The sequence below is a fragment of the Cryobacterium gelidum genome, assembly GCF_004403985.1.
Taxonomy (GTDB): domain Bacteria; phylum Actinomycetota; class Actinomycetes; order Actinomycetales; family Microbacteriaceae; genus Cryobacterium; species Cryobacterium gelidum.
Genome location: NZ_SOHL01000027.1, coordinates 341,230 through 367,096, shown reverse-complemented (window position 1 = coordinate 367,096; position 25,867 = coordinate 341,230). Strand labels below are relative to the sequence as shown.

At 64.9% G+C, this 25,867-nt stretch carries 23 protein-coding genes; 14 read left to right on the top strand and 9 right to left on the bottom strand.

The annotated features are described in order from the left end of the window. Positions 1–3 precede the first annotated feature (3 nt). The 5 genes from E3T50_RS14755 to E3T50_RS14735 all read left to right on the top strand — a co-directional run bounded on the left by E3T50_RS14755 (position 4) and on the right by E3T50_RS14735 (position 8,540). Positions 4–2,148, top strand: coding sequence for an alpha/beta fold hydrolase (locus E3T50_RS14755; protein WP_134552934.1), 2,145 nt, complete (start codon positions 4–6; stop codon positions 2,146–2,148). 66 nt (positions 2,149–2,214) lie between these two features. Then, positions 2,215–3,738 carry a DUF3375 family protein gene (locus E3T50_RS14750; RefSeq protein WP_134552932.1) on the top strand — a complete coding sequence of 508 codons (1,524 nt, stop codon included), beginning with the start codon at positions 2,215–2,217 and terminating at the stop codon, positions 3,736–3,738. Continuing rightward, the gene (locus tag E3T50_RS14745; protein WP_134552930.1) at positions 3,731–4,426 is read left to right on the top strand and encodes a DUF4194 domain-containing protein; all 696 of its coding nucleotides are present in this window, start codon (positions 3,731–3,733) and stop codon (positions 4,424–4,426) included. Before E3T50_RS14750 ends, E3T50_RS14745 begins: the two co-directional genes overlap by 8 nt. Continuing rightward, on the top strand, positions 4,423–7,821 hold the full coding sequence (locus E3T50_RS14740) for an ATP-binding protein (protein WP_134552928.1): 3,399 nt from the start codon (positions 4,423–4,425) through the stop codon (positions 7,819–7,821). The genes E3T50_RS14745 and E3T50_RS14740 overlap by 4 nt, the downstream gene beginning before the upstream one ends. 110 nt (positions 7,822–7,931) lie before the next feature. Further along, positions 7,932–8,540 carry a hypothetical protein gene (locus E3T50_RS14735; protein WP_134552927.1) on the top strand — a complete coding sequence of 203 codons (609 nt, stop codon included), beginning with the start codon at positions 7,932–7,934 and terminating at the stop codon, positions 8,538–8,540. Positions 8,541–8,549: 9 nt separating this feature from the next. Here E3T50_RS14735 and E3T50_RS14730 read toward each other — a convergent pair whose 3' ends face one another. Continuing rightward, complete coding sequence (locus E3T50_RS14730) at positions 8,550–9,002, bottom strand: DoxX family protein (protein ID WP_134552925.1); 453 nt, start codon at positions 9,000–9,002, stop codon at positions 8,550–8,552. 341 nt (positions 9,003–9,343) lie between these two features. After that, a complete protein-coding gene (locus tag E3T50_RS16295; protein ID WP_166784319.1) occupies positions 9,344–9,508 on the bottom strand; it encodes a hypothetical protein in 165 nt (54 codons plus the stop codon). Positions 9,509–9,669: 161 nt separating this feature from the next. On the opposite strand from E3T50_RS16295, the gene E3T50_RS14725 reads away from it, so the two are divergent. Further along, the gene (locus E3T50_RS14725) at positions 9,670–11,961 is read left to right on the top strand and encodes an FdhF/YdeP family oxidoreductase (RefSeq protein ID WP_134552923.1); all 2,292 of its coding nucleotides are present in this window, start codon (positions 9,670–9,672) and stop codon (positions 11,959–11,961) included. 9 nt (positions 11,962–11,970) lie between these two features. On the opposite strand, the gene E3T50_RS14720 is transcribed toward E3T50_RS14725, so the two are convergent. The 3 genes from E3T50_RS14720 to E3T50_RS14710 form a co-directional block, all read right to left on the bottom strand. Next, positions 11,971–12,288 carry a DUF6457 domain-containing protein gene (locus E3T50_RS14720; RefSeq protein WP_134552921.1) on the bottom strand — a complete coding sequence of 106 codons (318 nt, stop codon included), beginning with the start codon at positions 12,286–12,288 and terminating at the stop codon, positions 11,971–11,973. Positions 12,289–12,386: 98 nt separating this feature from the next. Further along, complete coding sequence (locus E3T50_RS14715) at positions 12,387–12,875, bottom strand: DUF427 domain-containing protein (RefSeq protein ID WP_134461085.1); 489 nt, start codon at positions 12,873–12,875, stop codon at positions 12,387–12,389. Between the two features lie 9 nt (positions 12,876–12,884). Beyond that, complete coding sequence (locus tag E3T50_RS14710) at positions 12,885–13,085, bottom strand: hypothetical protein (protein WP_134552919.1); 201 nt, start codon at positions 13,083–13,085, stop codon at positions 12,885–12,887. A gap of 261 nt (positions 13,086–13,346) precedes the next feature. Between E3T50_RS14710 and E3T50_RS14705 the strand changes: the two genes are divergently transcribed. Both E3T50_RS14705 and ligD read left to right on the top strand, forming a co-directional pair. Beyond that, complete coding sequence (locus tag E3T50_RS14705; RefSeq protein ID WP_134552917.1) at positions 13,347–14,180, top strand: aldo/keto reductase; 834 nt, start codon at positions 13,347–13,349, stop codon at positions 14,178–14,180. 59 nt (positions 14,181–14,239) lie between these two features. Then, complete coding sequence (gene ligD, locus E3T50_RS14700) at positions 14,240–15,262, top strand: non-homologous end-joining DNA ligase (RefSeq protein WP_134552915.1); 1,023 nt, start codon at positions 14,240–14,242, stop codon at positions 15,260–15,262. Positions 15,263–15,297: 35 nt separating this feature from the next. Here the strand turns inward: ligD and E3T50_RS14695 are convergent, their stop codons facing one another. Together E3T50_RS14695 and E3T50_RS14690 are read right to left on the bottom strand one after the other, a co-directional pair. Beyond that, the gene (locus E3T50_RS14695) at positions 15,298–16,299 is read right to left on the bottom strand and encodes a glutathione S-transferase family protein (RefSeq protein WP_134552913.1); all 1,002 of its coding nucleotides are present in this window, start codon (positions 16,297–16,299) and stop codon (positions 15,298–15,300) included. A gap of 48 nt (positions 16,300–16,347) precedes the next feature. Continuing rightward, positions 16,348–16,662, bottom strand: a complete 315-nt coding sequence (locus E3T50_RS14690; protein WP_134552911.1) for a hypothetical protein — start codon at positions 16,660–16,662, stop codon at positions 16,348–16,350. Between the two features lie 171 nt (positions 16,663–16,833). On the opposite strand from E3T50_RS14690, the gene E3T50_RS14685 reads away from it, so the two are divergent. Both E3T50_RS14685 and E3T50_RS14680 read left to right on the top strand, forming a co-directional pair. Next, positions 16,834–17,250 (top strand): VOC family protein, encoded by a 417-nt coding sequence (locus E3T50_RS14685; protein WP_134552909.1) that lies wholly within the window; start codon positions 16,834–16,836, stop codon positions 17,248–17,250. A gap of 48 nt (positions 17,251–17,298) precedes the next feature. Further along, positions 17,299–18,102, top strand: coding sequence for a DUF1206 domain-containing protein (locus E3T50_RS14680; protein WP_134553085.1), 804 nt, complete (start codon positions 17,299–17,301; stop codon positions 18,100–18,102). Positions 18,103–18,196: 94 nt separating this feature from the next. On the opposite strand, the gene E3T50_RS14675 is transcribed toward E3T50_RS14680, so the two are convergent. Then, positions 18,197–20,725, bottom strand: a complete 2,529-nt coding sequence (locus tag E3T50_RS14675) for an ATP-dependent DNA ligase (protein WP_134552907.1) — start codon at positions 20,723–20,725, stop codon at positions 18,197–18,199. Between the two features lie 71 nt (positions 20,726–20,796). On the opposite strand from E3T50_RS14675, the gene ku reads away from it, so the two are divergent. Both ku and E3T50_RS14665 read left to right on the top strand, forming a co-directional pair. Then, positions 20,797–21,636, top strand: coding sequence for a non-homologous end joining protein Ku (gene ku / locus E3T50_RS14670; RefSeq protein ID WP_134461105.1), 840 nt, complete (start codon positions 20,797–20,799; stop codon positions 21,634–21,636). Positions 21,637–21,738: 102 nt separating this feature from the next. After that, positions 21,739–22,236: a VOC family protein gene (locus E3T50_RS14665; RefSeq protein ID WP_241990945.1), complete on the top strand. Its 498-nt coding sequence runs from the start codon at positions 21,739–21,741 to the stop codon at positions 22,234–22,236. Between the two features lie 98 nt (positions 22,237–22,334). Here E3T50_RS14665 and E3T50_RS14660 read toward each other — a convergent pair whose 3' ends face one another. Next, positions 22,335–23,903, bottom strand: a complete 1,569-nt coding sequence (locus E3T50_RS14660) for a maltokinase N-terminal cap-like domain-containing protein (RefSeq protein WP_134552905.1) — start codon at positions 23,901–23,903, stop codon at positions 22,335–22,337. Between the two features lie 187 nt (positions 23,904–24,090). On the opposite strand from E3T50_RS14660, the gene E3T50_RS14655 reads away from it, so the two are divergent. Further along, positions 24,091–24,801: a GntR family transcriptional regulator gene (locus E3T50_RS14655; RefSeq protein WP_134552904.1), complete on the top strand. Its 711-nt coding sequence runs from the start codon at positions 24,091–24,093 to the stop codon at positions 24,799–24,801. Between the two features lie 561 nt (positions 24,802–25,362). Beyond that, positions 25,363–25,860 carry a DUF1003 domain-containing protein gene (locus tag E3T50_RS14650; protein WP_338145368.1) on the top strand — a complete coding sequence of 166 codons (498 nt, stop codon included), beginning with the start codon at positions 25,363–25,365 and terminating at the stop codon, positions 25,858–25,860. Positions 25,861–25,867 lie beyond the last annotated feature (7 nt).

Genomic DNA, 25,867 nt, shown 5'->3' with positions numbered 1-25,867 from the left:
AGCATGACATCGGAGTCTCACCCCATGCCCTTCTCCAGCCTCGACGACTACATCGCGTTGCCCCGCGTGGAAAGTCTCGCGCTCTCGCCCGACGCCCGCAGGGTCGTGCTGACCGTCGCCACCCTGACCCACGATCGCACGAGCTATGAGCGCGCACTCTGGTCGGCGGCCGCCGACGGCAGCGGTGTACCGACGCGCCTGACCCGGTCGGCGAAGGGCGAATCCGGGGCGGCCTTCACCGCCACCGGCGACATTGTGTTCGTCTCCGCCCGCCCCGACACCGCCGCCGACCAGGGTGCCGTGAAAGTCTCGGAGGCCGCCCAGCTCTGGCTGCTGCCCGCAGCCGGCGGGGACGCCCGCGCGATCACCCGCCTCGCCGGGGGAGTATCCGGCATCGCCGCGGTGGCCACCGCGGCTAACTCTCTCGTGATCGCCGCCGACCTACTGCCGAGCGCCACCGACCTCGAAGCGGAAGGCTTTGCCCGCAAGGAGCGCGCCGACAAGAAGATCGCGGCCATTCTGCACGAGAGCTACCCGGTGCGTTATTGGGACCACAACCTCGGCCCCGCCGAACCACACCTGCTCGCGCTCGACCTTTCCAGCCTGCACGACATGATCGCCGTCGACACGGCCGAATCTGCTGCCCCGTCCACGCCGGATGCTCCCGCCCCCTACCCGGCCGACCTCCCGCGTCCCCGAGACCTCACGCCCACGCCCGGCCGCACGGCTGATACCGCCGGCCAGGCCCTGACCCCCGACGGATCCACGCTGATCGCCGCGCTACGGGTCGCCGAGCAACGCTCCGGCCGCTATATCCTGGTGTCGATCGACGTCACGACCGGCACCCAGACCATCCTGTTCGACGAACCGAAGGTGCACTTCGAATCACCGGCGGTGAGCCTCGACGGCCGATTGATCGCCTTCGTGCGTTCCGCTTTCAGCACCCCGGAGGGCCCGGCTGACCAGGAAATCTGGGTCGCCGACCTCGACGGCGGCCACCCGCGCCGTCTCGCCGCCGATTGGGACCGCTGGCCGTCGAGCCTCGTCTTCGACGCCCAGCAGGGCGGCGCTCCGGGCGACGTAAACCACGCCCTCATCGTCACCGCCGACCACGACGGTCGCGGGCCGATCTTTCGCGTACCGCTTGACGGAAGGCCCCCCGAACAGCTCACCACCGATGACTTCAGTTACACCAACGTTTGCGTCGACGCCGGGACCGGCGACCTTGTGGCGTTGCGCTCGTCCTGGATCGCGCCGGCCCATCCGGTGCGCATCGGCCGCTCCGGCGCTGGCGTAGCGAGCATCACAGCGCTCGCTACGCCGGCCGTGCTGCCCGATGTTCCCGGCACGATCACCGAGGTCGAGACCCGCGCCGAGGACGGAACACGGGTGCGCGCCTGGCTGTTGCTGCCTGATGGAGCCGCACCGCAGCATCCGGCCCCGCTGTTGCTCTGGATTCACGGCGGCCCCTTGAACAGCTGGAACGCCTGGAGCTGGCGGTGGAGCCCGTTGCTCGCCGTCGCCCGCGGCTATGCGGTGCTGTTGCCCGACCCCGCGCTGTCGACCGGGTACGGCCTCGATTTCATCGCGCGCGGCTGGAACGCCTGGGGCGCCAAGCCGTACACCGACCTGCTCGCGATCACCGATGCCGCCGAAGCCCGCTCCGAGATCGACGAGACCCTCACCGCCGCGATGGGCGGATCGTTCGGCGGCTACATGGCCAACTGGGTCGCCGGTCACACCGACCGGTTCCGTGCCATCGTGAGCCACGCGAGCCTGTGGTCGCTTGATCAGTTCAACGGAACGACCGACAACTCCGAATACTGGCAGAGCATTTTCTCGGCGCAGGGCATGATCGACAATTCGCCGCACCGTGCCGTGCGCGACATTGTCACCCCCATGCTCGTTATCCACGGTGATCACGACTACCGGGTGCCGATCGGTGAGAGCCTGCGATTGTGGTCGGAGCTTGCCGAACACCACGCCAATGCCGACGGCAGCACCCACCACAAGTTCCTCTTCTTTCCCGACGAGAACCACTGGATCCTGGGACCGCAGCACGCGGTGCTCTGGTACGAGACCGTGTTCGCGTTCCTGGACCAGCACGTGCACGGCGCTGACTGGAAGCGGCCGCGCCTGCTCGGCTGAGCGCCCGCGGGTCAGGTGCGCCCGGGCCAGTCGGTTAAAGTGGACAGCTGGAGAGGGAACCAGCTCATGAGTGACATTGCAGGCGAATTGGCGCGGGTGCGCGAGGCGTTCGACAAACCCACCCTGCGCCTGCTCGACCGCAAATGGGCGCCCTTCGTACTCGCGGTATTCAAGAGCTCGTTCAGCAGGGACCGCCGCAGCGTTCCCTGCGAGTTGCTGCATACCCAGGTGGATGCCTACCTCGCCGACCTCCGCAGTACCGGCATCGACGCCCCCGAGAAAACCGGTCGGGCCCTCTGCGTGCAGTGGATGAACGACCTGTGGCTGTACCGGGAGATCCGCGGGGCCGCCGACGGAAACGGTGACGGCAACGAGGAGCACTACTCGCTCACCAGCCACACCCTGGAAGCCCTGCTGCTCGTGGACGGTCTCGCCAGCACGAGGGCGCTGATCAGCGAATCCCGACTCAGCACGATCGTCGATACCGTGCGCCACCGGGCCACCGAAGCCAACCCCGATCGCGACGAACGGGTGCGGCGCCTCGACCAGCAGATCGGGGAACTGACGAGCGAGCGTGACCGTCTCGTCAACGGCGGCGACATCGAATCCGCCTCGAACGAGCAGATGCACGAGGGCTATGCAAACCTCATCGACCTCATCGCACAGCTGCCGAGCGACTTCAAACGGGTCGAAGAATCGGTCGCGGCCATGCACCGACAGATCGTCAGCGACTTTCGCGGCGAGGAACGCCCGATCAGCGAGGTACTCGACGACTACCTGGCCAAAACGGATACGCTCATGTCGTCGACCGCGGAGGGTCGCGCCTTCGAGGGCGCATTCATCCTGCTGCGCAACGACGCTCTCATGCAGGGGCTGAAGGCTGACCTGGAGACGATTCTGCTGCATCCGTTCGCCCTCGAACTGAGCCTTCATGAACGGCGCAGCTTCATGAGCACGGTGACCGTGCTGCGCAAGGGCATCGACGACGTACTCACCCAGCGCAAGGGCCTCACCACCACACTGCGGGAGCACATCGTCAACCACGACGTCGTGAAAGATCGTGAGTTGGAGCTCGTACTGCGGGGCATCAATCGCGAACTCGCGACGTGGATGCAGACCGCAGGGCCGCGCTCCACGGTCACCGCGGAGCTCATGCCCGGCACCCTCGAGGTGGAACACCTGCGCGAGCGTTTCTACGACCCGATGGCCCACAAGGGTCCGCCCGCGCTGGCTGACGTGTCCGCCGCTGCACCCGCGGCGCCGAGCCTCGGCGACCTGCGCCAGCAGGGCGGGCCGCTGCTCGGCGAACTGCGCGATGCCCTCGTGGCGGCTTTCGGGGCGGGGAAGGCGGCATCCGTCGGTAACGCCTTCAACGGTTTCGACAAGAGTCTGCGCCGGCCGGTGGAGATTCTCGGCCTGCTGCAACTCGCTGCCCAGCTGACGGCGCCGACCGGCCCGGCGGGCCTGGAGAGCTATGAAACGGTGCGACCGGACGGCTCGGTGCGACTCTTCGACGTGCCGCGCCGCATTCTGACCGACGACGACAGGGCGGCTCTGGCCGCCCAGAATTTGGGTTCACGGCATGACTGACGACCTGACCGACAACATGACCGACGACCTTCCCGCTGATGACAGCGCTATCGACAGCGACCCGGTGAGCCTCTCCCTGTTCGAGGGCGACGAGGGCGGACTCAGCGCGGAACAGCGCCGCACCCTCGTGCTGCTGCTGAAGCACCGCTACATCTCGGCAGCCCTGCAGCCGGCTGAATGGCAGACCCTGCTCCGGTCGAAGGGCCTGATCAAGTCGCGCCTCAACGACGTCTTTCTCGACCTGCACGTTGACCTGCACTACGAGGTGGCCTTCAAACGGCAGGCCGTCGCCGAGGGCGGCGAACGGTTTCCCACGCTGTTGCACGACGTCGCGTACACCCGCGAAGAGACCATTCTGCTCGTGCTGCTGCGCCAACGCTTTCGCAGCGAACGGGCCAACGGCCAGGAGATCGTGCTCGTCGACCGAGACAATCTGGTCGAGAACGTCGCGCACTTTCGCCCGGAACACGCGACCGACCTCTCCGGCGACGCCCGCAAGGCGTCGGCCGCGGTCGACAGTCTCGCCAAGGCGCGGGTGCTCCTTAAAACGAGCGACCCCGACCGTTTTCGTATCTCGGCGGTGATCGAGGTGCTGTTGTCGGTCGAACGCCTCGGCGAACTGCTCGACTGGCTGCGCCAGGAAAACAGTGAACCGCTCGCCGCCTCGCACCTGGAGCCCCTCGTATGAATGATTCTCCGCTGTTTTACATCGACGGCGCCACCGCGGGCACCACCCAATGGCGGGCCGAATCGATGCAACTGGTGAACTGGGGCGGTTTTCACGGGCACCATGAGATCGTCTTCAGTGCGGCGGCCACGCTCGTCTCCGGAGCGTCCGGCACCGGCAAGAGCAGCCTGCTCGACGCCTATCTGGCGCTGATGATGCCCTCCGACACCCCGTTCAACGGCGCGTCGAACGATGCCGGTTCCGGCCGCGCGCGCAGCGTCGACCAGCGCAACCTCATGACCTACCTCCGCGGCAAGACCGACGCCAACCGTGAGGCCGACACCGGGGAACTGACCGACCAGGTGCTGCGCGGTGCGCACGAGGCGACCTGGGGCGCCGTCGCCATGACCTTCATCGACGACAACCAGCGCCGGTTCACCGTGTTGCGGGTCTACTTCGTGCCGCGTGGCGCCCACAAATTCGCCGACGTCAGCATGAAAATGGCCACGACAGACGGATGCCTCGACCTGCGCGATCTCGCCTCCGTCGCCGACAGCCGGTTCGACAAGCGTGCCCTCAAGGCGCGGTTTGAGGGCCTCGAGGTGTTCGACACGTACGCGGCGTTCGCCCAAACGCTTTACACCCGCCTCGGCATCGGCGCCAACGGTGAGGGCGGCAAGGCCCTGCGACTGCTCGCCCGTATCCAGGCCGGCCAGCAGGTGAAAACGGTCGACGGACTCTACAAGTCGATGGTGCTTGAAGAGCCCGCGACCTTCGCCGCCGCTGACAAGGCGGTCGACCACTTCGAAGACCTCGAACGCTCCTACGGCGCCATGGTCACCGAGGCGCAGAAGGCCCAGGTGCTCGAACGCCTGCCTGAGCTGCACAAGTCTTTCGTGGCCGCGACCGCCACCGCTGACCTGGTCGACACCTTCGGGGCGCAGCGGCCGGGGGACACCCCGTTCGTGCTGTGGCAGCTGCTCACCGAACAGACCCTGCTCGAAAACGCCGCCGACACCAACCGGGCCGCACGCCGCGCCAACCAGACCGCGCAGGCGCAGGCCCGCGACGGGGAAACCGCGCTCAAGACCCGGGTCGTGCAGTTGCAACAGCAGCAGCGCGACAACGGCGGGGACGTGCTCGAACGGCTGCAGACCGAACTCGAGCACCTTAGCGACCGGCACGACGCCGCGGCTCGTGAGCGTGCCGGTTTCGACGATCGGGCACAGGGCCTCGGCTCATCGATCGATTCGGCCACCGCGTTTGCGGCCGCCCAGCGGCAGGCTGACGCGTTCATCAGTGGATTCGCCGCCGCCGAGACGGCACTGGAGGCGACCCGCTCGGCGCTGCAGCGCGCGGCCTACCCGGTGGAGGAGGGTATCCGCTCGCTCAAACAGGAACGTGCGTTTCTGACCGGGCGGGAGAGTCTGGTGCCGTTCGCCCTGCACAATGCCCGGCTCATGATCGCCGAGGCCTCGGGCATTCCGGCCGAGGAATTGCCGTTCGTCGCCGAACTGATCGACCTTGCCGCCGGTGAAGAGCAGTGGCGGCAGGCCGCCGAGGTGACCCTGTCATCGGTCGTGCGAGTTCTGCTCGTTGACGACACCCGGCTCGCGCACCTGAGCGCGGCGATCGATCCGCTGCAGCTGCCCCTGCGTATCCACTTTGAGGGTGTGACGCTGCAGCCGCACCAAACCGTCGCCGGTGACTCCCGCTATGTGTCGGGCAAGCTCGACGTGAAGGACTCGCCGTTCAGCGCCTGGGTGCAGGCGCGTCTTCGGGGATCGAATCTCGACGCACTGTGCGTGGCAAGCCCGTCCGAGCTGGGAGGCCCGTCCGAATCGGGGGGCGCAGGCGCACGGGTGACCCCGAGCGGCCAGACCCGCAACGGTTCCCGCGGCGCCCACGGCACGAACACGGGCCAGAAATCGATCATCGGGTTTTCCAGCCGGGCCCGGCTCGACGACATTGCGGCGGAGCTGGCCGCGCAGGGGCCGGAGGCGGACGCAGCCTGGGGTCGGGCATCCGCTGTTGCAGAGCAACTCTCTCAGCTGCGCGACCAACGGGCCGCTCACCAGCACATTCTTGATACCGACTGGCCGACCATCGACGTCGCGGCCGCCGCAGCCCGCATTCTCGAGAAGAAGTCCGAACAAGAACGGATGCTGGCCGGCAGCGATATTCTGCGCGCCCTGAACGATGAAGAGGGCCGGCTCACCCGCGAACTCGACGCTGCCCAGAAGCTCAAGCACGGCACCGACCAGACCGGGGCAGTGCTCAACGAGGAACAGGGCAGCATCGTCGACGCGCAGGACACGGTCAACGACCGACTCGACCAGATCGAACGGACTGCGGCACTGAGCCTGTCAGCCGAGCATTCCGCACATCTCAGCGAGCAGTTCGCGCTGGTCACCGATAGGAACGATCTCGTCGGCTTTCCCGGAGGCCTGAAGCGCCTGCGCGAGAGGCTGATCGCCCAATCGGCGCAAGAGCGGGGCCTCGCCGCCCGCGATCGCGCGACCATGATCGGAATCTTCGAAAGCTACCAGGGCCGCTGGCCCGACCCCAACATCGGCGTGGCGCTCGAATCGGTCACGAGCTACACCGACATCCTCGATGCCATCCGCACCCTCGGCCTCTCCGAGCGGCGCCAGGAATGGAAACGTCGACTGTCGGCGTGGAGCGGGCAGGACCTCGTGCCCCTCACCGGCGCGTTCAACACGGCGATCGAAGAGATCGAAGATCGCCTGCGACCGATCAACGAGATCCTCGCGACCCTGCCCTTCGGCGCCACCCGCGACCGCCTCCAGATTTCGCTGCGCCGCCTGCACCGCGATGACGCGACAGCGTTTCGCAAGGAGCTCAAGATGCTCTCCTCGGGGTCGACGGAACAGTTCACCGACGACGAAACCGCAGACCGCTTCACCCGGCTGCAGCAGTTCATGGGCCTCATTCGCCGGCCCGACGGTCTAAACGGCTTGCATGGCTCGCAGCGCGACCTGCTGCTCGACGTGCGAGCGCACGTGGAGATCACCGCCGTGCGCGTGACCCAGGACGGCGTCGAAGTCAGCACGTACTCGTCACTCGGCGGTAAAAGCGGTGGCGAGTCGCAGGAGCTCGTGGCCTTCGTGGTCGGAGCCGCCCTGCGCTTTCAGCTCGGCGATGAAAGCCGAACCCGGCCCCGATTTGCCCCGGTGTTCCTCGACGAGGGCTTCGTGAAATCCGACGCCGAATTCGCCGGCCGCGCCATCGCCGCGTGGAAGGGACTCGGCTTTCAGCTCATGGTGGGTGCGCCGCTTGACAAGGTCACCGCGCTCGAGCCGCATATGCAGCTCGTACTGTCGATCACCAAGAACACCGCCACCGGTTACTCCTACATCACGCCGTTGGCGTCGCCGGAGGCGGTTGTGGCCTAAGCGCAACGGCTTGGGCGTAGCATGTCTGCATGTCGGTCCGAAGATCTTCTGACTGACTTGGACCGCACTCACCCACCAGCACCGAGGACTGGAGCAGAATCTTGACCAGAATGCGGCGACTCCATCGCAATCCCAGCTTTCGCAACCCCACTTTTCTGTCTACCTGGCTGCTCTGGCTGGTCGGATTTCTCGCGTTCCCAATCGCGGGTCTCGCCGGCACGGCGGTCGGTGGGCGCGTCAGCAACCCCGTCTCCGCCCTCATCGGTGGCGCGGTCTGTGGGGTCGTCATCGGCGTCGGTCAGGTGCTGGTCAGCCGGCGTCGTCTCAATCCGTTGAACTGGATTCCGCTGACCGGGATTGGTCTGGGTTTGGGGCTACTCCTGGGCTCGACGGTGGTCGACTATCGTACGACGCTGCCGGAGCTGGCTCTCATGGGAGCGATCACCGGGATCGTCCTCGGCGCGGCGCAGGCCGTAGGGTTACCGCCGCGCACACGGCGACGCTGGCTGTGGGCCCTCGGCATGGCCACGCTGTGGGCGCTCGGCTGGACCGTGACGACGCTGGCCGGGGTCAACGTCGAGGCGCAGTTCATGAATTTCGGTGCCATCGGAGCGGTAACCGTCACGGCGCTGTCCGGACTCCTCCTGCATGTTCTGCTGCCGTTTCATCCCTCGTCGGGCATGTGGTTGCGCTCACGCCCGATTACTACTGTGCCCTAGGCTCGCACCCTATTCACGGTGCCGGCTCCCGCGCCAGGCCCGCCAGGCACCGGTAGCCCACAGCACCCAGAGCACGAGCAGGGGCTGAAAGGCGAGACGGATGCCCCGCGACAGATCCGAGTTCAGCCCAAACGAGTCGGTCGCCGTGGCGAATTGCGAGATGTTGCCAGGAAATATCGCGACGAAGAATGCGGCAACAACCCAGCCGACCTGAACCCGCCAGCGGTGCAGTGCGAGCAGTGCGATTCCGAGGGTGATCTCGGCGATTCCGGAGAGCACGACAACCAGGTCCGTGTTCAGGGGAACCCAGGCTGGAACCTGCGCCTGAAATGCTTCCCGATTGAACGTGAGATGGCTGATTCCCGCCAGCAACAGAAAAGTCCCGAGGGCCAGCTGGCCCAGTAGTCGCGGCAGCGAACGACCTGAGTGGGCGGCCGCCTCTGCGGGTTGTGAGGGAGTCATTTCATCGAGTGTAATTGCCGTCACCAGCAACCGGCCTACAGCGCCTCAATTGGTGTGCAACGTCAAGCGGGAATGAATTCGCACGTCCACGCGTCCCGCTGCCACCAGGTCGACCGTGCCCCTTGGCCCGCGCGGTCTTTCTGGTGCCGCCGCTGGGCGGTGTCGACGGCCTGCGGCATGCACCGCGCTGACACGCGGCTTCATGGCAGCGTGAGGTGCATCGGTTTGGTTCCTGTAAAGAGACGCGCGGAGCCGTTCGAACAGCCCCGCAGTCGATGCAGTCGATGCAGGCGGTGACGCAGGCCCCGCAGTCGATGCAGGCGGTGACGCAGGCCCCGCGGTTATCGGCCGAGCAGGCGAGCGAAGAAGCCGCCGGTGGATTTCTCTTTCACGTGGCCCTCGCAGCGCTGGTTTCGCGGCACGCCCTTCATGACCTGGTCGACGTGCTGGCCGCACCCGGCCCAGGTGGTCTTCTGACAGGTCTTGCAGGTGACAGCTCTGCACATGGTGGGTACCTTTCGTTGGGAAGTATCTCCACATTATACCCGTGGGGGTATAAAAACTTTTACGGTACCAACGGATGCTCCTGCCCGCGTCGGTGTATCGTGCCAGCGACGAGTGCGTGGCCGACCAGTCGCGTGCAGGAACCCCAGGAGAGCGGTGCAGCATGAGCAGTAAACCCCCGATCCACGACGTCACCGACGCCGACATCGAAGTCACGCATTCCAAGGGGTGGGCCGCCGGCGTCCCCGGGGTACGGCACTCCCTTCAGCCGGCGATCACCCAGATGGGCACCGTGCGGGGAATGCGGGCGCTGCTGGCGATGAACCAGAAAGACGGGTTCGACTGCATGAGCTGCGCCTGGCCCGACCCGGGCGAGCGAAAGACCTTTGAATTTTGTGAAAATGGTGCCAAGGCCGTCACCTGGGAGGCCACCCCGGTCACTATCCCGACCAGTTTTTGGGCCGAGCATTCCTTGCCCGACCTGCGAGAGAAGAGCGAATACTGGCTCGGCATGCAGGGCCGGCTGGTCGAACCCGTCTACAAGCCAGCCGGCAGCGACCACTACCGCCCGGTCAGCTGGCCCGAGGCCATTCGGGTGATCGCCGCCAAGCTCAAAGGTCTTGACTCGCCCGATCAAGCCGCCTTCTACACGAGTGGCCGCGCCTCCAACGAGGCCGCATTCGCCTACCAGCTGTTCGCGCGCGCTTACGGCACCAACAACCTGCCGGACTGCTCCAATATGTGCCATGAATCCACCGGCTGGGCCATGGGCCTGACCGTCGGCATTGGCAAGAGCACGGTCAGCTACGACGACTTTGCGAAATCCGACCTGATCATCATCATCGGCCAAAACCCCGGCACCAACCATCCGCGCATGCTCACCGCGCTCGAAGAAGCCAAAGATGCTGGCGCCCAGATCGTCGCGATCAACCCGCTGCCCGAGGCCGGTCTGCGCCGCTACAAGAACCCGCAGCGGGTGCGCGGAGTGATCGGCCATGGCACCGACATGGCAGACCAGTTTCTGCAGATTCGCCTCGGCGGCGACATGGCGCTGCTGCAGGCCGTCTCGAAGCGAGTGCTCGACGCCGAGGCCGCTGCCCCAGGAACCGTCCTCGATCAGGCTTTCCTTGACGAACACTGCCACGGGCTGACCGAGCTGCGCCAGCATCTCTCCCAACTCGACGAGCGGATGGTGTTGGCCGCGACCGGCTTGCGCGCGGCCCAAATCGACGAATTGGCGCAACGCTACCTGAGCGCTGATCGGGTGATCGTTACCTGGGCGATGGGAGTGACGCAACAGAAAAAAGGCATCGACACCGTCAAGGAAATCATCAACCTGCTCTTGCTGCGCGGCAACATCGGCAAGCCCGGTGCCGGCGCCTCACCGATTCGCGGCCACAGCAACGTGCAGGGTGACCGCACCATGGGCATCTGGGAGCAGATGCCGCCGGCTTTTCTCAACGCCCTGCAAGCCGAGTTCGGTTTCGACCCGCCACGCAAGCACGGTGTTGATGCCGTCGGCGGAGTGCGTGCGATGCGCGACGGAAGAGTGAAGGTGTGGATGGGGCTTGGCGGCAACTTCGTCTCTGCCATGTCCGATACCGACATTGCCGAAGCCGCCATGCAACGCACCGAAATGAGCGTGCAAATCTCTACCAAATTGAACCGATCGCACGCCGTGACCGGCGAGGAGGCACTGATACTACCGACCCTGGGGCGCACCGAAATCGACGAGCAGGCCGGTGGGGTGCAGTTTGTCTCCGTGGAGGACACAGTCTGCGCTGTGCACCCATCATGGGGAAAGCTCAAACCGGTCGCACCAAACCTGCTCTCGGAGGTCGCGATCATTTCGCGACTGGCCAGCGCTGTGCTCGCCGACTCGGTCGCGGTTGACTGGGCCGGATTCGAGGCCGACTACGACCGTATCCGTGATCACGTCGCCCACGTGGTCGAGGGGTTTGAAAACTATAACGAACGCATCCGGCAGGAGGGCGGATTCATGTTGCCGAACGGCCCGCGGGACTCGCGCACCTTCAACACTCCGATCGGCAAGGCCATGCTGACCACGAACACTCTGGAGTATCTTGAAGTACCGCCCGGGCGTCTGGTGCTGCAGACGCTGCGCAGTCACGACCAGTTCAACACCACCATCTACGGCCTCGATGACCGCTATCGCGGTATCAAGAAGGGTCGCCATGTGGTCTTCATCAACAAGAAAGATCTGATCACCCTCGGTTTCGCCGATGGCGATCTGGTCGACGTGCACAGCGAGTTCAGTGACAACGTCGACCGGGTGTTGCGCGGCTATCGTCTGGTTGCGTACCCGACGCCACGCGGTTGCGCCGCCGCCTACTATCCAGAGGCGAACGTGCTCGTGCCGCTCGATAGTGTCGCCGACGGCAGCAACACACCGGTGTCGAAGGCGGTCATCATTCGGCTGGAGCGTGCTGCTTGAATCTTTACGCTACTGAGCGGTGTTCACCCAGCCGGTCGTGTCGGGGTGGTCATTATCGGACTGCTGGCAGACGGCGATGACCACATCCACAGCCCGGGCAACGGCGGTGTGTGAGGGCATCGCCGGGTCGGCTGCGGCGAGACCGGCGGCATAGCCGACCATGAACGTCGTGATCGGGGCGGCCATCGGATTCACCGCCTGAGCGGCTTCATTGGCGACGGTGAGCACGAGGTCATTGTCTACCTCGAGGTCCACGATCTGCAGTGCTTGGCTGAGCCGGCGGATCCACTGCTTGAGAATCTCTTCGTCTACGGCGCTGTGGGTCACAGCAACTCCTTCAGTTTCGAGTACGTCGGATGCCTGGCTGGTCCGAGGCTACCCCAGGCTCAGAAATTCCGTGCGATGAAATCGTGTAGAACCATGGGCTACCAGCCCAGGGTGCCCGCCGCACCCTTGAATGGCCCGACGATCTTCGCGGTTATCCATCCGCCGTAAAAGTCGCCGTCTTGTGCGCGCACCGTTTCACCATCGACCGTGCACCGGTCCATCGCCCCCGGATAGACAGCGACGCGGTCGGCTAACAGTTCGTAACCCGAACTCGGTGTGGGATAGAACCAGGCGGACCGGGCCCGGGGGCCGACCGAGAGATATCCGGCAGCGCCCTTGAATTCGCAGTAACTGTGGCCAGCAGCCGGTTGAAGCACGCCTGGCGTGAAGGCGCTCCGCGGCAGATAGTACACCGGTGGGTGGCTGGTCTCGAGCACCCGCACGACATCCTTCGTGTCAGCGATTGTGACACCGTCGACTTCAATGGTGATGTGTTCCCCGGTGTGTTCGACGCGGGGCGGGCGTGGATAGTCCCAGACGGATTCCTGGCCGGGGCGGATGGGGTCGCGTTGCACTCGCTCAATCATGACCCGATGCTAGATCGGCAACCTGCGAAGAACGCTCGCGTGCGCCTGTGCCAGGTTGAACGAGTCGTTGGCGAGTCGAAAACCGAGATAGTTGTCTGGGGTGACGAACCCGCCCAGAAACCCGCGGGCAGACAGTGCGAGCAGGCGCGGAGACCTGCGGTTGCTGCGCACGAGCAGGATCAGGCTCAGGTCGGTGCCGCGCTCGCGCACACGGCGAGGGACGAAACGCTCGCCGCAGCGTCATCGATGTGTGCGGGCTGAGCACGTACCTCGGTCATTGTGCCCACGGAATATCTTTCAGGGGTGAGTGGTTCCCTCTACACGTGCACGCAGTCAGGCAGATGGACCTGACAGCCCGACCTCCCCGGCCAGCCTTCACCGGGGGCGGAAACATCCGCAGCACGGTCACTGTCTAAAGCTGGATCTATTCACGTATAGTCGCACTCACATTTCGAACGAGGAGATATACCCATGGCCGCAGTCCCCACCGTCACCCTCAACGACAGCACGACGATTCCGCAGCTCGGATTCGGCACCTTTCAGGTCACCCCGGAGACGACGAAGGCGGCGACCCTTGCTGCCCTTGAGGCCGGCTACCGACACATTGACACGGCCGAGATGTACGGCAATGAAAAAGAGGTCGGTGAAGCCGTAGCCGAGTCTTCGCTGGACCGGTTCGAAATTTACGTCACGAGCAAGCTCAACAACGGTTTCCATGACCGTGCCGACGCTCTGGCCGCTTTCGACCGCACTCTTGATGCCCTCGGCTTCGAGTACCTCGACCTCTTTCTCATCCACTGGCCGCTCCCGGCTGTTGGAGACTTCGTCGAGACCTGGAAGGCGATGGAGGAAATGCAGCGCTCCGGCCGGGTGAAAACCATTGGCGTGAGCAACTTCCAGCAAGAGCACCTGCAGCGTCTGTTTGATGAGACTGACACAGTGCCGGCCGTCAACCAGATCGAGGTGCACCCGTACCTCACGCAGGATTCGCTGCGTGCATTCAACACCGAGCACGGCATTGCAACCGAGGCCTGGTCGCCGCTCGCGCAGGGAGCAGTTCTTTCCGACCCGGTGATCCTGGCAATCGCCGACCGCCTCGATAAGACCGCCGCTCAGGTCACCCTGCGCTGGCACTTGCAGCGGGGCGACATCGTCTTCCCGAAGTCGGTTACCCGCAGCCGAGTCGACGAAAATTTCGCCCTGTTCGACTTCGTCCTCACCGACGCGGATATTGCGGCGATCACTGCGCTGAACCGCGACGAGCGCACTGGCCCGAACCCCGACGAGTTCAACTACATCCCGTAGCCTCTGTTCAGTGACAGCTGGAAACTGGCGCTGCCAAAAAATTTGGCTACAGTGTGCGCATGAGCTCTGATGCGGTGGTTCTAACGGTTGCTGGCCCGTGTGGCCCGCGCGATGTACGCCTGTCCAGCCCGAGCAGGGTGCTCTGGCCCGATCCCGGAATCACCAAACTCGACCTCGCCCACTACCTCATGGAAGTGGGCGAGGCGTTTGTGCGGGCCAACGGTGATCGTCCTCTATCGCTGCAACGCTTTAGCAGCGGCATCGGCGGTGAGCAGTTCTTCTCGAAGAACCCGCCGAAGGGCGCGCCGTACTATGTACGGGCCGTTTCCGTGGTCTACCCGAGTGGGCGCACGCATCCGCAGCTCGTGATCGACGAACCGGCCGCCGCGGTATGGGCCGTGCAGATGAACACGATCGTGTTCCACCCGTGGCCGTCTCGGGCCTCACTCTCGGACAATCCCGACGAACTGCGCATAGACCTCGATCCGCAGCCCGGCACAGACTTCGCCGACACCGTGCCGGTCGCCGTCTGTCTGCAGAGTGTGCTGGCCGAGGCCGGTCTCACCGCATTCGTGAAGACCTCCGGAAATCGTGGGCTGCACGTCTTCGCGCCGATCAAGCCGACCCGCGAATTTCTCGACGTGCGACACGCGGTCATCGCCGCGGCGCGCGAGCTGGAACGACGGATGCCCACCCAGGTGACCTCAAACTGGTGGAAGGAAGAGCGCGGAGAGCGCATCTTCATCGACTACAACCAGGCCAATCGCGACCGAACTATGGCCGGCGCCTACAGCCCCAGGCCACTGCCGCACGCGCCGGTCTCCTGTCCGCTGGAGTGGAGCGAGCTCGCCGACGCCGACCCGCAGGCGTTCACGATCCTCACCGTGCCGGACCGGCTACGGGATCGCGGTGACCCGTGGGCGGCGATGCACGCACAGCCCGGCACGATCGACACTCTGTATTCCTGGTGGGAACGCGATCTCGAATCCGGGCTTGGTGAGTTGCCGTTTCCGCCGGATTTTCCCAAGATGCCGGGGGAACCACCACGCGTGCAACCCAGCCGCGCCCGCCGACCGGAATAGCCGGGGCGCGACCGCACGAAGCAGTCGGCGCAGGATCAGCCCGCGATCCGCTCGGCGGGAACCGGGGCGTTCGGTGGGGTGCCGGCGCCGAACGGGCGGCCTCCGAGATCTGCGCGAGAATGTGGTGCCAGCCACGCCGCAGCATCCGGCCCCTTCGGCACAATGCCACTGGGATTGATATCGACATGGGTCACGTAGTAGTGCTTCTTGATCTGGTCAAAATCGATGGTGTCACCAAAACCGGACGTCTGGAACAGGTCGCGGGCATAGGCCCACAGCACTGGCATCTCGCTGAGCTTGTTGCGATTGCACTTGAAATGCCCGTGATAGACCGCGTCGAAACGAGCGAGGGTGGTGAACAAGCGGATGTCCGCCTCGGTAATCGTGTCGCCTACGAGATATCGCTGCCCGGCCAGGCGCTCTTCGAGCCAGTCGAGCCGGGCGAACAGGGCGTCGTAGGCCCGCTCGTAGGATTTCTGGTTGCCGGCAAAGCCGCACTTGTAGACGCCATTGTTCACGTCGTGAAAGATCAGGTCGGCTACCTCGTCGATCTCGGCCCGCAGGCCTTGCGGGTAGAGATCGGGGGCGCCGACACGGTGGTACGCCGCCCACTCTGTCTCGAAATCGAGGGTGATCTGCGGGTAATTGTTGGTGACGACCTTTCCCGTGGGCACATCAACGATCGCCGGCACGGTGATACCACGCGGGTAGTCGGGAAAACGGGCAAGGAACGCCTGTTGCAGGCGTTCGATGCCGAGCACCGGGTCGACCCCGCCCGGATCAAGGTCGAAGGTCCAGCTGTTCTTGTCGTGGGTGGGGCCGGGCAGGCCGAGGGAGATGACACCCTCGAGGCCGAGCAGGCGGCGCACAATCGTAGTGCGGTTCGCCCACGGGCAGGCGCGGGCCGCCACCAACCGGTAGCGGCCAGGTTCGACCGGCCAGCCATCTCGGGCATCGCGGGTGATGCGGTCCTCGATGTAGTTGGTGTCGCGGTTGAAGTCTTGGCCAGGCTGAATGTAACTGGGTTTCAGGCTCATACGTCTACGCTACGCGACTCGAGGCTGACCGGTGCGGCAGATTCGAACCTACCCCTCGCCGCCGAGTGCGACGGTGAGCTCGGCATCGCTGCGCGCATCGATGATGCCCCACATCATGTGGGTGGGACCGCTGCCGTCGCTCGGCTCGACCCGTGGTCGGCTGGCCCAGCCGCGCGCGACGGCTGCGGCACCAAGTTGCGCAAGCGAGGCGCTGACAAGCATCTTGCGAATCTTGCCAGTCAGCACGCTGCCATCGGGTGCTTGACGCCAGCCGCGCTTGTGGGCGAGTACCCGACCGATTTCTTCGTCGGTCAGCCAGCGCGAAAAGCTGCGGGTGGGCGGGTCGATGGCGATCAGCTTCATGCCCACACTGTACCCGCCCGCACCGCATCGCCGTCCGCCCGGGGCTATTGCACGGCCGCGCCCCCGGCTCAGGGCTCGTGGTGCTCACGGCTCGTGTGGATGACTGATTCAGGCAATAATCACAGAACCACCGTCGATATGGAGTCACCAGACCAGAGAGGAGAATCAACCATGCGCAGTCGTCTCAACCCGTACCTCGGATTTCGCGACAACGCCCGCGAGGCGATGGACTTCTACCAGAGCGTGTTCGGGGGCGACATCGCTCGCACCACCTATGGGGAATACAACGCGAGCGAAGATCCGGCCGAGAAGGACAAGATCATGCACTCGGAGCTGACGACCACGAGCGGATTCTCCCTGATGACCTCCGACACCCCCAAGGGTATGGAACTCTCGACGAGCAGCAGCATCACCGTCTCCCTCAGCGGCGAGGACGAGGCCGAACTCACCGGGTACTGGGAGAAGCTGGTCGATGGCGGCTCCGTCATGATGCCGCTCAATAAGGCACCCTGGGGCGACAGCTTCGGCATGGTGACGGACAAGTTTGGTACAGGCTGGATGGTCAATATCAGTGGGACGCCCAGCTAAAGAAAATTCTGAGCGCGACGGTGTGTGTCCATCTATGCTGAGGCCGTGATGAAAGCATCGGCGACACACATCGCCCGCGACGCGCACAACAGTTCCATACTGCAACTGCTGGCGCGGATGGGGTTCGCCGTCAACGGGCTGCTGCACATCCTGATCGGATTCATCGCTATCACCGTAGCGTTCGGTGCGGGCACCGGCTCCGCCGACCAGAGCGGGGCGCTGGCGCAGCTGGCATCGAGCCCGGGCGGAGTGTTTGTGCTCTGGACCGTTGTCGTTGGAATGTCCGCCCTCGGGCTGTGGTTGGTCGTCTCGGTATTCGTCATGCAGGGCGAACCCAAACGCAAATGGTCTCGGCGGTTAGCGAATATCGCCAAGGCCATCGTCTACTTTGCCCTCGGCGCCACCGCGCTCACCTTCGCCAGGGGCGGCTCGGCGAGTTCGGCCAGCAGCACCCAGAGCGCCAGCTCGTCGCTGCTGGCATCGCCCGGCGGCGCCATCGTTCTGTTTCTGGCCGGAGTAGCTGTGCTCGGGGTCGCCGGCTACTTCATCTACAAGGGTGCAGCGCAGAAATTCCGGTCCGACCTGACCGTTCCGAGCGGAACGGTCGGCCGCACGGTCGTCGCCCTGGGTGTCGTCGGTTACATCGCCAAGGGTGTCGCGCTCGGCGTGGTGGCGATCCTTGTCGGCGTCGCTGCTCTGACTCGCGATGCTAGTAAGTCCACCGGGCTCGACGGGGCGCTCAAGGCACTTGCCGCCCTCCCGTACGGAACGATCGCCCTGATCCTCATCGGCTTCGGCCTGCTCGCTTATGGTGTCTACTGTTTTGCTTGGGCCCGGCGCGCCCGCTTGTAGTCCGCCCGCCGCCTGACGGGTGTCCAGGCGATCACACCGCCGAGCAGCACGAGCGAGATCGACAGTGCGGCCAGCAATGCCAGGTCGGCTCGAACTAGTCGATCGTGATGTCGCCGGATATTTTGTCGGGGCGCCACCCCCGCCAGGAAGGCTGGCGAAGCCGACCGGTCGCGGTCCACTCGGCGAACTCCACCTCGGCGACAAGCGTGGGGTGCACCCAGACCGCGCCCTGAGCATCCGGAATCGGAATATCGTTGAACGGGGTGGTCTTCTGCACGAGCCGGGTCAGCCGCGAACGGATGTCGGTCAGGTCGCGTTCCCCGAACCCGGTGCCGACCCGGCCGACATAACGCAGCCCGGTGTCCGTCGGTAGCCCGAGCAGCAGCGACCCGATCGTGTCGGACCGGTTGCCCCGGCCGGGTCGCCAACCTCCCACGACCACTTCCTGGTGGCGAACATGTTTGATCTTCACCCAGTCGTGCGACCGGCGACCGACCGTGTAGCGACCATCGAGCCGTTTGGCCATGACCCCCTCCAGCCCGAGCTGGCGGCTGGCCCGGAATGCTCCAGAGAAGTCGCCATCGAAACGTGGCGGCAGCTGCGTGGACCCGGTCGCGATCACCGTGGCCTCCAGTCGGTCCCGGCGCGCGCTGTAGATCAATGCGGTGAGCGCGTGGCCGTTCACCTCGAGCAGGTCGAAGAGCATGAATTGCACCGGTGCCCGTTTCGACGCTGCTGCGACCTCCCGGGCCTCGGTGAGCTTCATCCGTGTCTGGAGCAGACCGAAGTCGGGGTGCCCGCGTTTGTCGACGACCACGATCTCGCCGTCGAGCACCGCGGTATCCGTTTCCGATTTTGTGGCTACTGCAGCGAGCAGGTCGGGGACGAGATCTGGATACGATGCGGTCACATCGTTCCCGTTGCGGGTGTCCAGGCGAACGCTGTGTTCGGCCAATGACACGTAGGCGAGCGCCCGCATGCCGTCCCATTTCATTTCAAATGCCCAGTCATCGTCGCCGAGGTCTGCTTCGGAACCGGCGGCAGCGAGCATGGGGGAGTAGGCGCTTTTCGGGGGCGCTGGAGCGCTGTCCGCCACCGGTCCGCCGTGCGGGCGGGCATTCGTGCGTGAGCCGCCGGAGGCTCCGGCGCTCGCCTTCATGCGGTGAATCAGCCAGTTGTCCGCTGGCTTAGACCCAGACCCAGACCTAGCCCCATGTCCGGCGCTCGTGCGAATCAAAGCAAACCGAGCGGTACCGCCGAGCCCAGCATCGGGTTCACCGTGCAGGGTCACGATCACCTCGTCGGCGCGCCACTTTTCGAGCTCGTAGTCGCCGCGGTCCCAGATTGATACGTCGCCGGCACCGTACTGTCCAACGGGAATATTTCCCTCGAAGCTGCCGTACTGGAGCGGATGATCCTCCACGTGGACCGCGAGCCGGTTCTGCGCGGGCGAGACCGGCACTCCGCGGGGCAGCGCCCACGACACGAGTACCCCGTCGTGTTCCAGCCGAAAATCCCAGTGCAGACTGCGGGCATGGTGTTCCTGAATCACGAAACTCTGCCCGGTTTTTTCGCCGGCGAATGCCCCGGCGGGCGCGACCGGAACCGGCTCGGGCGTTTTGCTGGCGTCGCGCTTGCCGCGGTACACCGTGAGGCGGTCCGGTGTGACGAGCGCCGCGGCCGCGCGGCCGCTTCCCGCGCGCCCGCTTCCCACACCGGCCGCGTGTTCGAACGACCCGGCCGTGAGCTGGGCAAGCGGATCCTCCCGACGTTTCACGCGGGCGAGCACCTGCTTGTAGTCGAGCTGCTGCAGGTCGGCCGAGGCCAGCTCCCTCCAGGTGCGCGGGGCTGCGACCATCGGGTGGCTGCGCCCCCGCAGCGAATACGGCGTGATCGTCGTCTTCGCGGCATTGTTCTGGCTCCAGTCCACGAACACCTTGCCCGAACGCACGCTCCTTTTCATCTCGCTCACCACGAGGTCGCGGTGGTCGGCTTCGAGGGCGCGCGCCAGTTCGTGCGCCACGGCCGACACCTGGTCGGAGCTGTAGGACAGGTCGAGGGCTGCATACAGGTGGATGCCCTTGCTCCCACTGGTCAGCGGCATCGGATCCAGCCCCATGTCCTGCAGAATGGCGCGGGCCAGTCGGGCGACCGCGGCGCACTCGATCAATCCCACACCCGGTCCCGGATCGAGGTCGAGCACGAGGCGGTCGGGATTGCGTGGGGTGCCGGTGCGACCGAACTGCCACTGCGGCACGTGAATTTCCAAGGCGCTCATCTGCCCGAGCCAGGTAAGGGTGGCGAGGTCGTTCACCAGCGGGTAGGTGTTGACGTGGTCTTTGTGCTGGATCTCGCGCCGTTTCACCCAACTCGGAGTCGACGGTTCCAGGTTCTTCTGGAAGAACATCGGGCCGGGTTTCTCACTCGTGCCAACGCCATGCACCCAACGTTTGCGGGTGGCTGGCCGGTTCGCCGCATGCCCGATGAGCACTTCGGCGATCGCCGCGTAATACGCCAGCACGTCGGCCTTGGTTGTACCTGTTTCGGGGTACAGTACCTTGTCGAGGTGGGTGAGCGTGATGCGGTGTCCCTCGACGGATACCACCTGGCTGCTGGCGTTCATGCGTCAACTGTGCTCCCAAATCTTCTGGCCGACTAGGCGACGGATGGGCCATTCGGGTGTGTACTGGTCGCATGAGAAGCATTTGGACCGGTGCGATCACCTTCGGGCTCGTCAACGTGCCCGTCAAGGTGTACAGCGCCACCGAAGACCACGACGTCGCATTGCATCAGGTGCACGATGCCGACGGGGGACGCATCCGCTATCAACGTCGCTGCGAGATCTGCGCCAAGGTTGTTCCCTACGACCACATCAGCAAAGCCTTCGACGACGGCGACCAGACAGTACTGCTCACCGCCGACGACTTCGCGTCGCTCCCTTCCGAGCACAGCAAGGAGATCGACGTCGTCGAGTTTGTGCCGAGCGACCAGATCGACCCGATCATGCTTGACAAGAGTTACTTTCTCGAACCCGACGGCAAGTCGTCCAAGGCGTACGTGCTGCTGCGGCGCACCCTCGAGGCCACTGATCGCACGGCCATTGTGCACTTTGCGCTGCGGCAGAAGACACGACTGGGCGCGTTGCGCGTGCACGGCGACGTGCTCATGCTGCAATCCCTGCTCTGGGACGACGAGGTGCGCGAGGGCAAATTTGCGTCCCTCGACGAACGGGTGAAAATCAGCGCCAAGGAACTGGACATGTCGGCGGCGTTGGTCGAGTCGTTTGCGGCGGATTTCGCACCGGATGCCTTCAGCGACGACTATCAGGATGAGCTCCGGGCACTCATCGAGGCCAGGCTGAAAAGTGGTGACGCCGTGTCGACCGAGGCGACGTTCGGCGAAGCCCCCGAAGAGGGAGAGGGCGGCGAGGTGCTCGACCTGATGGAGGCCCTGCGGCGCAGCGTCGAGGCCAGCCGTGACCGGGCCAAACCTCAGCCTCAGCCCAAATCGCAACAGTCCCGCTCTGCTTCCTGATCCTGTGGCCGAGCTCCTGCCGCATCGAGAACGGTGCGGGGTCGCCGGCGCCGTTTGCGTTGGCGTGGGTGATGTGTTTGGTGGTGGTGGCTGGCGGCGGTAGTGCGGCTGCCGAAGTGTGTCGCATGTGGCAGCAACACCGCCTCCTGGTTTGACGGTCAGGCCGAGCAGGCCGCCAATTTCTATATCTCGATCTTTCCCAATTCGCGCATGCTCAACGTGGCGCGCTACCCCGAGGGCGGGCCAGCACCGGCCGGCAGCGCCATGTCGGTGTCGTTCGTGCTCGACGGCCTGGAGAATCAAGGTTTGAACGCGGGACCGCAGTTTTCGTTCACCGAGGCCATCTCCTTCTTCGTGCAGGTCGAAACCCAAGCGGAAATCGACGACTTCTGGAACCAGCTCACCAGCAACGGAGGCGAGCCTGGTAACTGCGGCTGGTTGAAAGACCAATTCGGTTTGTCATGGCAAGTGGTGCCGACGACGCTAGGTCAGCTGCTGGGCGACCTCGACCCGGCGCGGGCCAGTCGGGTGATGGCGACGATGATGGGCCAGACCAATATTATTATCGCCGACCTGCGGGCCTCGGCCGACTCCGAGTAGCTTCAGCGTTGTTCAGACCAGGCAAGAGCGAACCGGTCAGAGCGAACCGGCCAGAGCGAATCGGTCAGAGCGAATCGGTCAGAGCGAACCGGCCAGAACTAAGTCCTGACCAGCCGTTCAATCGCAGCGAGGGGGATCGGCAGCCAGGTGGGGCGGTTGCGAATCTCGTAGACCGCTTCGTACAGTGCCTTGTCGAGCTCGAACGCATCCAGCAGCGCGCTCTGATCGGCCAGTTTGATGCCGGAGCGATCGGCGTAGCCCGCCAAGAAGGCACCGCGGCAGGCCGCGGCCCACTCGAAAATACTGGGTGCGGCACCTGTCGCCTTGTCCGCCGTCGTCTTGTCCGACATCACCTCACCCGGCGCTGACTTGCCCGGCATCTCCACCGTGGCCGTATCGGCCGTCGTCGTTGCCGTCATGGCCCCCGAAACATAGGAGAACGACCTCAGCATGCCGGCGACATCGCGTAACGGAATGTCGGGCCGGGTGCGCTCGCGCAGGGTGCGTAGTGGTTCGCCCTCAAAGTCCAGCAGCATCCAGCCGCGGCCCTGCACGTCGAGAACCTGGCCAAGGTGAAAGTCACCGTGGATACGCTGTAATTTCGGCCACACCGCGGTCTCCGCCCGGGCAAACACAGCCTCGATCGCGTCGCGGTGACCGGCCAAGACCGGCACTTCACGCAGGGCCTGATCGCAGCGCAGCCGCATCTTGGCCATCTCTCCGGCAATCACCGCGGGAGTTGCATCGAGGGTCGGCAGGGTACGGGCGAGGTCGTGGTGTACCTCGGCGGTGGCTTGACCCAGCCGAAAGGCGGGGCCCGTGAAATCGCTGCCGGCGGCCGCTGCGACCAGGGCGGTGCGCCAGGCATCCGGGGCATTGGGCAGAAACTCCTGGGCGAAGGCCAGATGGCCGCTAGCCCGGCTCGCGGGTTCGGCGGGGTCATCCCACTCGCCGAGAATTGCGCCGAATGGCAGCGGGATCCGCTGTGACGCGGCGCTGGCCAGCGCGGCCTGCACCGTCACATCCGGGTTCTCTCCGGCATGAATGATGCGAAAAACCTTGCAGATGATCGGCGTCGCCGGCGCCCCGGTCGGATCAGTGCGCTGCACGATGATCGAGGTATTGGATTGCTCACCGCTGAGCACGCGACTCGATGTGACGCGCGCCATCGATGAGGCGGGGGAGCCCGGTCGCAGGTCGTTCCCGCGCGCGCTGGCGGCCGAGCGACCGGTCGCCCTTTCACTGGTCGTGGACGCCTCGCTCTGCGCCTCCATGAAAGCGAGCACTGCGGCAGCGAAAGCTGGATCGTAGGCTGCGTCGTAGATGTACCGCGCGTGGTCGGAGCCGGGTTTGCGCACAGTGATCAGTGCATTATCTAAACCGGCGAGTTCGGCGACCCGTTCCGTGGTTGGCAGCTGGTACAGCGTGAAGCCCAGGCTCGCGGTGTCCAGCACGAGATCGACGCGGATTGCGACTCCGGGCTCGGCGGAGGTGAGAGCGAAATGGCCGATGCTGCGTAAGGCCGGAACATGCCCCTTGTTGCCGAACCAGCGCTGCGTCGACACCCAGGCGTTGACATAGTCGGGCAACGGGGTGCCCCGATGGATGGGGGCGAGGTCGGGATTGGTGGAGCGGGAAGCGTTGTGGTCGCGGTCTCCATCGATCATGCCGTCAGCGTAGCCTCCTCACCCGCATTGCGCCCACTAGTGCGGGGGCAACTTTTTGGTGGAGTGTCGCGCTGGCCGCACCGCGTTCGTCAAATTCCTCCCTGCGCGGTGGCGAGGATCAGGCGACATTTTCGAGCGCCAGAGCTAGAATTGTTGACAATTAAAACGAGAAAGAACTGGGAAGGGCATGTCCCCGCGATACTCATTGGAACCCGTCATCCAGGAATCCACCCCGTCGATCATCGCCCGCAAGCTGCGGTACGCGATCGCGCACGGCGCGGTAGCGCCCGGGTCGCAACTCGGCGAGGCCGAACTCGCCCGCGAACTCGGTGTCAGCCGGGGTCCGCTGCGCGAAGCGATGCAGCGGTTGACGCAGGAGGGTCTGTTGATCAGCATTCGCAACCGCGGCTTGTTTGTGATCGAAATGACGGATGCCGAGATTCGCGATATGTACGTGTTGCGCACCGCCGTGGAATCGGCCGCCTGCAAAATGCTCGTGGGCGCTGGCCACGTCGCTTCCGGCCAGGACCTGCTCTCCAAAGTCGCGGAGATGGAGAATGCAGCGGTCACCGGCGATCACGCCGCCATGAGCGACGCCGATATGGCCTTTCATGAACACCTCGTGGCGCTGAGCGGGAGTCGCAGCCTCGTTCGCATCCACACCACGCTCATGATCGAGACGCGCATGTGCCTGGCCGTCTTGCAGTACTCCCACCGGGTCACCGATGAATGGATCGAAGAACATCGCGGCATCGCCGAGGCCGTGCGGGGCGGCGACGGTCTCTTGGCCCAGAGCCGTCTGAACGACCACGAAGACAACGCGTTAGCGCAACTGACGAGCGCACCGGCATCCGCTTCGATCGATTCTCGCCGAACCCGAACCCGAACCCGAAGCTGAATGGGTGCCGGATCTCAGCGAGCAGCCGACACAGCGCCACCGGATCGATCGGGGGTTGGCCCCGTCGTGGTCGGCGCGACGGCCGAGCGCGTCACGCCCGTGCGAGCGCCGAGAGGGCGACGTGGGGAAGACGCACGGGTTCAACGCGAATGCTGGTGCGTTCGCAACCGGAGCACTTGAGAATGTAGAGGGGAAGCGTGAGCCGCTGGGCTTGTGCGGGGTTCGGCTTCAAGTCGGCCTGTGACTTGCAAAACGGGCAGGTGATTCGCATCGAGGGTTCTCCCTTGGCTTGATTCTGCGCAAGCGATCACTCGCGTCAGGTCGACCATAGGGGGCAACGCGCAAGGACGGCACCCCTTGAAACTTCCCGGCGCTATGTGTATGCAGAGCCGTGCGGCTGTCCCCGTTCCGACGGACGCACCACTACGACATTCGGGTCGGTGCCCGTCAAGGGGAGGAAATGATTTGCCGCTCTGTATACAGAGGGGTATCGCCAGGCCGGACGATCGGCGTCTTATTCGGCGCGCAAACGCATGGATTCATCAGTCGTATACTGTGCCCATGAATACTGTGCCCGGCACCTCCGACACCTCACCCGGGTCGTCGGGCATCGCTCACACAGCGAGCGCGCACCGCGGACTCACCATTACCTGGCACCAACAGCACAAGAAATCCCTGACCGCGGGGGAGCGGGCCGCCGATACTTTGCGCAATTCCATGGGCAGCTGGCGCTTCGTCGGTGGCTTTGTGCTGTTCATGATTCTGTGGGCCGTGGCGAATTCCTACGCGTCCGGCTGGGATCCGTACCCGTTCATTCTGCTCAACCTGTTCCTAAGCATGCTTGCCGGCCTGCAGGGCGCTATCCTGCTCATCTCGGCCAAACGGCAGGATGCAATCGCCGCAGCCCTGGCCCAGCACGACTGCGACACAAACATCGCCGCGAAGGTCGACATTGAGGCTTTGCTGGAGATCAACAACCGCCAGCTCGCGATGATCAGCGACCTGCGGGCGATCCTGGATCGTCTCGACCGGCCCCGGCCGACACCCGCGAACGACTAGCGCCGCT

Bases quoted from the DNA above. Each gene is read 5' to 3' on its own strand.
- E3T50_RS14675 (WP_134552907.1), bottom strand. From the start codon at position 20,725: ATGAACGCCAGCAGCCAGGTGGTATCCGTCGAGGGACACCGCATCACG.
- E3T50_RS14655 (WP_134552904.1), top strand. From the start codon at position 24,091: ATGTCCCCGCGATACTCATTGGAACCCGTCATCCAGGAATCCACCCCG.
- E3T50_RS14730 (WP_134552925.1), bottom strand. From the start codon at position 9,002: ATGACTCCCTCACAACCCGCAGAGGCGGCCGCCCACTCAGGTCGTTCG.
- E3T50_RS14740 (WP_134552928.1), top strand. From the start codon at position 4,423: ATGAATGATTCTCCGCTGTTTTACATCGACGGCGCCACCGCGGGCACC.
- ku (WP_134461105.1), top strand. From the start codon at position 20,797: ATGAGAAGCATTTGGACCGGTGCGATCACCTTCGGGCTCGTCAACGTG.
- E3T50_RS14695 (WP_134552913.1), bottom strand. From the start codon at position 16,299: ATGAGCCTGAAACCCAGTTACATTCAGCCTGGCCAAGACTTCAACCGC.
- E3T50_RS14650 (WP_338145368.1), top strand. From the start codon at position 25,363: ATGAATACTGTGCCCGGCACCTCCGACACCTCACCCGGGTCGTCGGGC.
- E3T50_RS14705 (WP_134552917.1), top strand. From the start codon at position 13,347: ATGGCCGCAGTCCCCACCGTCACCCTCAACGACAGCACGACGATTCCG.
- E3T50_RS14660 (WP_134552905.1), bottom strand. From the start codon at position 23,903: ATGATCGATGGAGACCGCGACCACAACGCTTCCCGCTCCACCAATCCC.
- E3T50_RS14690 (WP_134552911.1), bottom strand. From the start codon at position 16,662: ATGAAGCTGATCGCCATCGACCCGCCCACCCGCAGCTTTTCGCGCTGG.
- E3T50_RS14715 (WP_134461085.1), bottom strand. From the start codon at position 12,875: ATGATTGAGCGAGTGCAACGCGACCCCATCCGCCCCGGCCAGGAATCC.
- E3T50_RS14750 (WP_134552932.1), top strand. From the start codon at position 2,215: ATGAGTGACATTGCAGGCGAATTGGCGCGGGTGCGCGAGGCGTTCGAC.
- E3T50_RS14755 (WP_134552934.1), top strand. From the start codon at position 4: ATGACATCGGAGTCTCACCCCATGCCCTTCTCCAGCCTCGACGACTAC.
- E3T50_RS14725 (WP_134552923.1), top strand. From the start codon at position 9,670: ATGAGCAGTAAACCCCCGATCCACGACGTCACCGACGCCGACATCGAA.
- E3T50_RS14680 (WP_134553085.1), top strand. From the start codon at position 17,299: ATGAAAGCATCGGCGACACACATCGCCCGCGACGCGCACAACAGTTCC.
- E3T50_RS14745 (WP_134552930.1), top strand. From the start codon at position 3,731: ATGACTGACGACCTGACCGACAACATGACCGACGACCTTCCCGCTGAT.
- ligD (WP_134552915.1), top strand. From the start codon at position 14,240: ATGAGCTCTGATGCGGTGGTTCTAACGGTTGCTGGCCCGTGTGGCCCG.
- E3T50_RS14735 (WP_134552927.1), top strand. From the start codon at position 7,932: ATGCGGCGACTCCATCGCAATCCCAGCTTTCGCAACCCCACTTTTCTG.
- E3T50_RS16295 (WP_166784319.1), bottom strand. From the start codon at position 9,508: ATGTGCAGAGCTGTCACCTGCAAGACCTGTCAGAAGACCACCTGGGCC.
- E3T50_RS14685 (WP_134552909.1), top strand. From the start codon at position 16,834: ATGCGCAGTCGTCTCAACCCGTACCTCGGATTTCGCGACAACGCCCGC.